The following is a 6,945-nucleotide window of genomic DNA, read 5'->3' on the forward strand; positions in this document are numbered from 1 at the left end:
CTTGTAGTCAGAAAAGAGAAAGTGGAGTTAAAAACACTTTTTTATTCGATATTTTGTGTTGTTGCCACAGTATTTCCCAGATATTCTCATTGAAAACTGAGGCATAGGAAATAATATGTTTTTAGACATCTTAGCTAGCCTGCAACGGTTATTTGTGGGTTATATTCCAGCCGCTGTATTGGGTAGTTTCATTGGTTATTTAATAGGTATGAATAGCATGATTTATCAGCTATTTAGGCTGATATTTCAGATACCACATAGTATCCCTCCTATAGCTTTGTTACCTATTGCCCTAATAGCATTTCAAGAAAGCGAATCGGCTGCTATTATAGTAGTTTTTCTGGGAACTCTCTGGACGATGATTATTAATACAGCAATAGGGATGCGGCATTTTCATAGACAGAACAATAACTTTCGAGTAGCTATATTTCATCTATTTCATGCCTTTAAAGTAAGCATTTGGGTAGCTTGGTTTATAGTTATTGCTACAGAAATGTTAACAGGCCCAAAAGGACTTGGCTTTACCCTGTGGGAAGCTTATAAAGCTGGTAATGTCGATTATATAATCCAGGTGATCATCTACATCGGTATCATTGGCTTTTTGCTGGATCAGGTACTAGATTTTGGAGCCTATATTCTCTCGCAAATGGTTTCAGATGGGAAAAAATCTTCCTAAATTTTATCTAGGTTTGCGGATTGCGCCCTGCCAGCTAATAGTTTGCTTGGCAGCATGAAAGATAGTCCACTACCGCGAATACTGGAACCCTACCCCCGCTCTTGAGGCATGGGGCAGCTCACAAAATTTGCGCCAATCGATCTAGTGGCTCAAGGTGCTACAGTGAAGCCAGTTAGCTGCGATGACCCTCAAGGATTGGTCGAGGCAACACAACAGGCCGATGCTTTACCTTGGCTGACTCCACCAAAACTTTATCAATACTTTTGCGAAACAATTGATTTGGGTAATGCTATAGCCAGGGCGAACGCATTATGTAAATAAAAAGCTTGTATTCTCAATAGGCTCAAAAATAGTCGCATTAATGTCTGCTTATTGACACAGATTTAGCGTAGGCGTAGCCCGTCGTAGACATCGCTTTCGGACCCGTTTCTATGGGCGTTGAACCTCGTAATTTAGCTAAGGTATTGACACTAGGACGTAATTTTTCAAAGAACAGCGAATCTTGACCCCGGATTTCCCACCAACACACCACTCATGCCTCCAATAGGCTACATTAGAAAGGCTTTCGGCAATAAAAGAGAGAATCGATTAGGGAGACGATGGACTAGCCTCCATCTAGCGATCGCTCTTTGAGGAAAAACTTTTTGGTTTACTGTTTTTTAGTTCATGTGTCATGAAGTTGGGTGTGGGGGGGTAGGGTGTAGAGGATACGGCATTGAACGTAGCTCTGCAACCCCGATCAATGCAATCATCGTAAAAGATGGGGCTTGTATCCTACCAGTTGTTGGGGGTTTTCTTTCCCTACACCCCACACCCTATACTCGCTCCAACGGGGCTTGGTCAGTTTAATTATTGTCCACTCAGTAAATACAACAAGCTTTGGGCTAAAATTACATTTTAGTGGGTGAAATTATCTAAATATCCTAATTTTAGATAATATTGCTATTGTCTAAAATTAGAAATATGAGGATTAGCGAGCGCACTGAAATTTGATTGTTCACCAATCGTAAGATTTTTAGAGGGTACCACCATGCAAAACATGCTAAAACGCGCATTCCTACCTGGCTTGATGGCTGCTACTTTAGCTGGTACTAGCTTAATACCGGTTCAACCTGCTTCTGCTGATGACCGAGTTCTTAATAATGCAGCGATTGGAGCCGGGGCAGGTGTATTAAGTGGGGTTGTAACAAATTGTGGTTCGGTATTAGACAATGCTTTTAAAGGTGCTGCTGCTGGTGCTGCTGTTAATGCTGCCAATGGTGCAAGACGCACCAGAGCCAGAAGAAGAAACGGACGTTTACCTGTTCAAGATATCGCTGTAGGTGCTGGTGCTGGTGTATTGGCAGGTGCAATTTCTGGTGGTTGTAGAACTACCTGGAAAAATGGTGTCAATGGTGCTGCTGCTGGTGCTGCGGTTAATTTATTAGATAACAGACCCAGAAGAAGATAATCTGTCATTGATAACTCGTAATAAACATTTGTCCAGCAATTTCATGAGTTTTTAGTTGATGCCACTCTTCCTCGATCCGATTCATTTCGGAACAATAGGGTGGTACAAAGAAAACGAATAGTCCTTTTTCTTGCCACTCAAGCCATTTTTGTTTTGCTTTCTTACTGGTATGTAAGGAACTATTATCGTGAACAATAAAACTGATACGACCAGTTTCAACTAAAGTGTTTTTTGCTTTAACTGCAATCCAATCCATAAACTCGATGTAGCGTTTTGTTTTGAACCCACCTTGAACCAAGGCATACTCAAAACTGACTTGGGGTTGCCATAAACCCAAAATACTAATGCGACCACCACGGCTACCAATTTGTGCCATATGTTTTTGGCTACCGATACGACTGTAACTGTAGCTAACAGGACTCCAACCACAACACCCAGACTCATCAAGATACTTAAGCTCGACATAACCCTCTACTGCCGCTTGCTCTAAGGTATCTAAGTCTGCAAGCTTCAAGTCGTGGTTTTTCTGGGTCTTGTTTTCTCTTATGAGTATGGCGGGTGCGTTTCCATTTCCACTTTTTTTTGAGCAAACGTCGCAGACGAGACGGACTCAGTTGCACATTTCTGTCTTGAGCCAATTTTTCTGATAACTGCAAACTGTTATAAGTACGGGGTTCTACCTCTAAGCAATTCTCTAAATATGCTAAGTCTGCCTCAAGCCATTTGTACTTTGCTCCCCGCCCGGAAGTTTCCCATAGTCCTCCCAAACCCTTATTTTCTCAACTCCTCAGTGTTGCTCGTACCGTATGTTCGTGACACTCAAAAATTTTAGCGATCGCTGGTACATTCCATCCTTGGGCATTTAATCTAACCCTCTTCTGTCACTCTCCGAAAACTTTTGCCATTTGTGAATTCTAGAGCTTTTGTATACGAAGCGATGTCTACGACGGGCTACGCCTACGCAAGATTTTTTCCTAATAACAAATACAATAACTAAGTTTTTGTAATAGGATAGCTTGTATTGATTGACTGATATAGCTTCTAGAGATTGTCCTCTCGGAAAGTGACAGAAGAGGGATAATATCCACTGACCTTTGCCCACAGAGGATTTTTCTGGTATTGCATATAACACTTGAGTTTGGTTGGCTGACAAATCTTTAGCCCAGGGCGGTTAAAATCTCTGCTATCAAGGCAAAAGCCGACTATATATAAAAGTTTAGTAAGTTATCAGAATATACCAATAACTCACCATTTATTTACCCAATTCGTTATAAATATTCTAAATAATAGAAACTTTCTCCATAACATTTATTTTTGGGCAAAATATAATCTTTTTCCGTATACAGACCTCGTTTAAGGAAAAAAGATACAAAATTTCCGTGTAATTCACCCTGATATTTAGAACTTTTGCGAATATCATTCACTAGCGCTACTCGATATCGATAGCTGTACAGACGCGCTCCTAACTCCTTCTTTGCTTATGCTATACAAGCACCATCAACAAAAGCTGTTGAGATGGATTGCATTGTTCCTAGTTGGAACATTTCTGCAATTGTTGTTTTACATCCCGACACCAGTCTTATCCCAAAATTCCAATAGCTGTAGCAATATTACAGCCCCGCTCACATCTGAAGAACAAACTTATGCTCGTGCTGCTTGGCAGTATTTTGTCAAATATTATCAGCCAGCAACGGGATTTACCAATTCTACTGGGGGTTATCCTTCGGGTACACTCTGGGATATGGGGAATTATTTAATGGCATTGAATGCTGCACGATGGTTGAATCTTACTGACCAAGCAGACTTTGATGCACGCCTCAACAAGTTTTTGACGACTCTCAACAGCTTGAGGTTATTTGAGGATGCGTTGCCAAATAAAGTTTATAATGCAGCCACTGCACAGATGGTTGATTATGGTAATAATCCACTTGAGCGGGGTATTGGTTGGTCTGCTTTGGATGTTGGGCGAATATTAGCTGCGTTTGATGTCATCCGTACCTGTCATCCGCAATATAATGATTGGCTTAAAGGAATTGTAGCAAAGTGGCAAGTGGCGCGATCGCTTAAAGATGGACAACTTTACGGTGCTACTGTTCTCCCAGACGGCAAAACATTACTGGTGCAAGAAGGACGACTCGGCTATGAAGAATACGGCGCGAGGGGTTATCAACTTTGGGGTTTTTCTGCACCGAAAGCGATCGCTTTTGAGCCGTTTAAGTTAGTCGAAATTAATGGTGTCCAAATTCCCGTTGATACCCGTGACTTTCAAAGCACTAACGCTAATAATTACATTGTTAGTGAGTCTTATATCCTTGAAGGGATTGAATTTGGTTTGCAAGGTGAGCTAGCTGATTTTGCTGCCAGGGTTTTAGATGTGCAAAAACGGCGTTTTGATACCACAGGTCAGTTGACTGCGGTTACAGAAGATAATATCGACCAAGCGCCTTATTTTCTCTATAACACCGTCTATGCAAACGGTGCAAACTGGGCGACAATCACCGATGCCAATCAACCTTACCCACAGTTTCGCAGCATTAGCACCAAAGCTGCTTTTGGTTGGCACTATCTTTTTCCAAATAATGCCTATGCCCAAAAAGTTTTTGATGCAGTCAAGGATCTCCGCAGTCCTGATGATGGTGGTTACTATGCTGGTATCTATGAAGAATCAAAACAACCCAACAAGGCTTTGACAGGTAATACTAATGGGTTAATTTTGGAGATTTTATACTACAAAGCTAAGGGAAATCGCCCTTTAATTGCTTCTGGTTCTGCGAGTGTGTCTACTGGTAAGCCCAGTGAGAATGCTTCTGCTGCAACACCCTCAAATCAACCGAATTCTACTACTGCTAAGACTCCGATCGCAACCCCTGCGGATACTTCTAAACCTACAGAAGTGGCCGTTGCACCTATTCCCCCAGTGGATAGTCCCAAGCCATCATCTAACCTGAAACTAGATCGGCCACTGTCAGTAATTGAACGGCGCTATGCAGAGGCAGCTTGGCGATACTTTCAAGCGAATTATCATTCCAAAAGTGGGCTGATAGACGATCGCAGTGATTTCAAAGGTGCAACTCTTTGGGGATTGGGAGATTATCTCGCAGCCCTCCATGCAGCGCGATCGCTCGATATAATTACCCCCAAAGAATTTGACCAGCGCACCCGACATCTTTTAGCAGCCTTGATAAAGTTACCGTTATTTGCAGGTGAATTGCCGAGTCGGGGTTACAATACGCGATCGCTGCAACCAATAGATTATGGTGGAAATCCGATTTTAGAAGGAAATGGCTGGTCAGCTTTAGATTTGGGTAGATTGCTAGCAGCGCTTTACAACTTAAAAACTTGTCATCCACAATACACGGCTGCTGTAGATAAAATTGTCCTGGATTGGTCATACTTGCGTGTGGTACGCGAAGGAATTCTCTCCAGTGCTACTGTTGCCAAAGATCAAGACGGGCGATCGCTTACCCGCGTCAATCCTGAAACCCGCTTGGGTTATGAAGAATATGCCGCTCGTGCTTTTCAACTATGGGGATTTAATGTTGATCGTTCTGCTGTTGGCGGTGAATATCAAACTGCTCCAGTAGAGGGAGTGAAAGTCCCAGTCCAACGCCATCGCACAGATACTAACTCCAAAGTTAACCAATACACAGTTAGCAATCCTTTCTTACTCTATGCAGTGGAATTTGGACTAGATCCAAAAATGCGATCGCTCTTTGAGCCAATTTTCCAGGCGCAAGCTGAACGTTATCGCCGTACTGGCATTCTCACAGCTTCAGCCACCACCTTGATTGATCGCAAACCTTACACTATACATAGCTCAATTACTGGGCAGGGTGAGTCTTGGGTAGCTTTAGGAGATGATGGTCAACCTGTACCAAAAGGGCGATTGGTAAGTACAGCAGTAGCTTTTGCTTATCATGCCCTGCTTCCAGAAAACAAGTACAGTCAACAATTACTGCAAGGAACGACTGACTTATACAATCCATTAACTGGATTTTATGAGGGCTTCTATGAAACCACAGGTAAAACGGCAGTCGGTTTCACCAGCAGCACCAACAGTATGGTTTTGCAATCTTTGCTATACAAGGTCACGAATCGACAACCCTTAATTCGTCCGACTACCACCATGAAATCTCCTTGGTGGCAGGAAGTTACTAAGGGAAATTCTGGGCGAGGTCTACCAAACACCGCCACACAACAAACCAAGTTAATTTCTGATAGTTTTGGAAGTTACTGGGTTTCAAATAGTAAAAATACTCACTGATAGCGGTTCTCGTTTACGTGAGTTACACCCGTAGGGGCACGGCAGTGCCGTGCCTTTACACCTGGCGATATAATGCCGCGTCTGAGTGGGAACCGCTATAGTAACCGGCACAAAATAACGACGATCATTTCTAAGCTAAGGGTAAAAGTGTTTTATTCTTAGCTCAGATCCTACCTAACGCGGTGTGCAACTTATTTTTAGAACAATACGGTTCAGTTAAGCATTTCTTTCTTCTCTCTGCGTCCTCTGCGCCTTGGCGGTAGCCTGCGGCAAGCCGCTGCGCGTCTACGTTAAAAAATTGACTTTAATAACAGAGTTTTAGCCTCAACTGAACTGTATTAATTTTTAGAACCCCGTTTCCATTCCTCTCCCCCACTCCTGAGAGGCTTTGATTCTTACTCCCCAACAACGTTTTTCCGCTTCTGACTTTTCCCGTTAAGTCTCAAAAAGCTTGCTGGTAAAGGATTTAGGAGACAGCACGGTATATACGGTAAAGTAATAAAAATCTGGTGTTAAAGGTGACGAGCAATGCTGGACTGGTGGGAGAAGAATTTT

General features: G+C 42.6%; 5 protein-coding genes and 1 pseudogene. 4 read left to right on the top strand and 2 right to left on the bottom strand.

The window, feature by feature from the left end:
* The first annotated feature begins 115 nt into the window (after positions 1 to 115).
* From ACEYW6_RS30960 to ACEYW6_RS30970, 3 genes are all read left to right on the top strand, one after another.
* A complete protein-coding gene (locus ACEYW6_RS30960) occupies positions 116 to 676 on the top strand; it encodes a nitrate transporter (protein ID WP_199344896.1) in 561 nt (186 codons plus the stop codon).
* Positions 677 to 784: 108 nt separating this feature from the next.
* Positions 785 to 997: a hypothetical protein gene (locus ACEYW6_RS30965; RefSeq protein WP_412982797.1), complete on the top strand. Its 213-nt coding sequence runs from the start codon at positions 785 to 787 to the stop codon at positions 995 to 997.
* Between the two features lie 709 nt (positions 998 to 1,706).
* Positions 1,707 to 2,126 (top strand): hypothetical protein, encoded by a 420-nt coding sequence (locus ACEYW6_RS30970; RefSeq protein ID WP_190895460.1) that lies wholly within the window; start codon positions 1,707 to 1,709, stop codon positions 2,124 to 2,126.
* A 4-nt stretch (positions 2,127 to 2,130) separates the two neighbouring features.
* On the opposite strand, the gene ACEYW6_RS30975 is transcribed toward ACEYW6_RS30970, so the two are convergent.
* Complete coding sequence (locus tag ACEYW6_RS30975; protein ID WP_412982798.1) at positions 2,131 to 2,640, bottom strand: transposase; 510 nt, start codon at positions 2,638 to 2,640, stop codon at positions 2,131 to 2,133.
* Between the two features lie 265 nt (positions 2,641 to 2,905).
* A pseudogene (locus ACEYW6_RS30980) lies at positions 2,906 to 2,986 on the bottom strand (hypothetical protein); the annotation flags it as partial.
* A 620-nt stretch (positions 2,987 to 3,606) separates the two neighbouring features.
* On the opposite strand from ACEYW6_RS30980, the gene ACEYW6_RS30985 reads away from it, so the two are divergent.
* Positions 3,607 to 6,390 carry a DUF3131 domain-containing protein gene (locus tag ACEYW6_RS30985; RefSeq protein ID WP_412982799.1) on the top strand — a complete coding sequence of 928 codons (2,784 nt, stop codon included), beginning with the start codon at positions 3,607 to 3,609 and terminating at the stop codon, positions 6,388 to 6,390.
* Positions 6,391 to 6,945: the final 555 nt, after the last annotated feature.

It is taken from the genome of Nostoc sp. UIC 10607 (genome assembly GCF_047228265.1).
In the GTDB taxonomy this organism is placed as follows: Bacteria; Cyanobacteriota; Cyanobacteriia; order Cyanobacteriales; family Nostocaceae; genus Nostoc; species Nostoc foliaceum_A.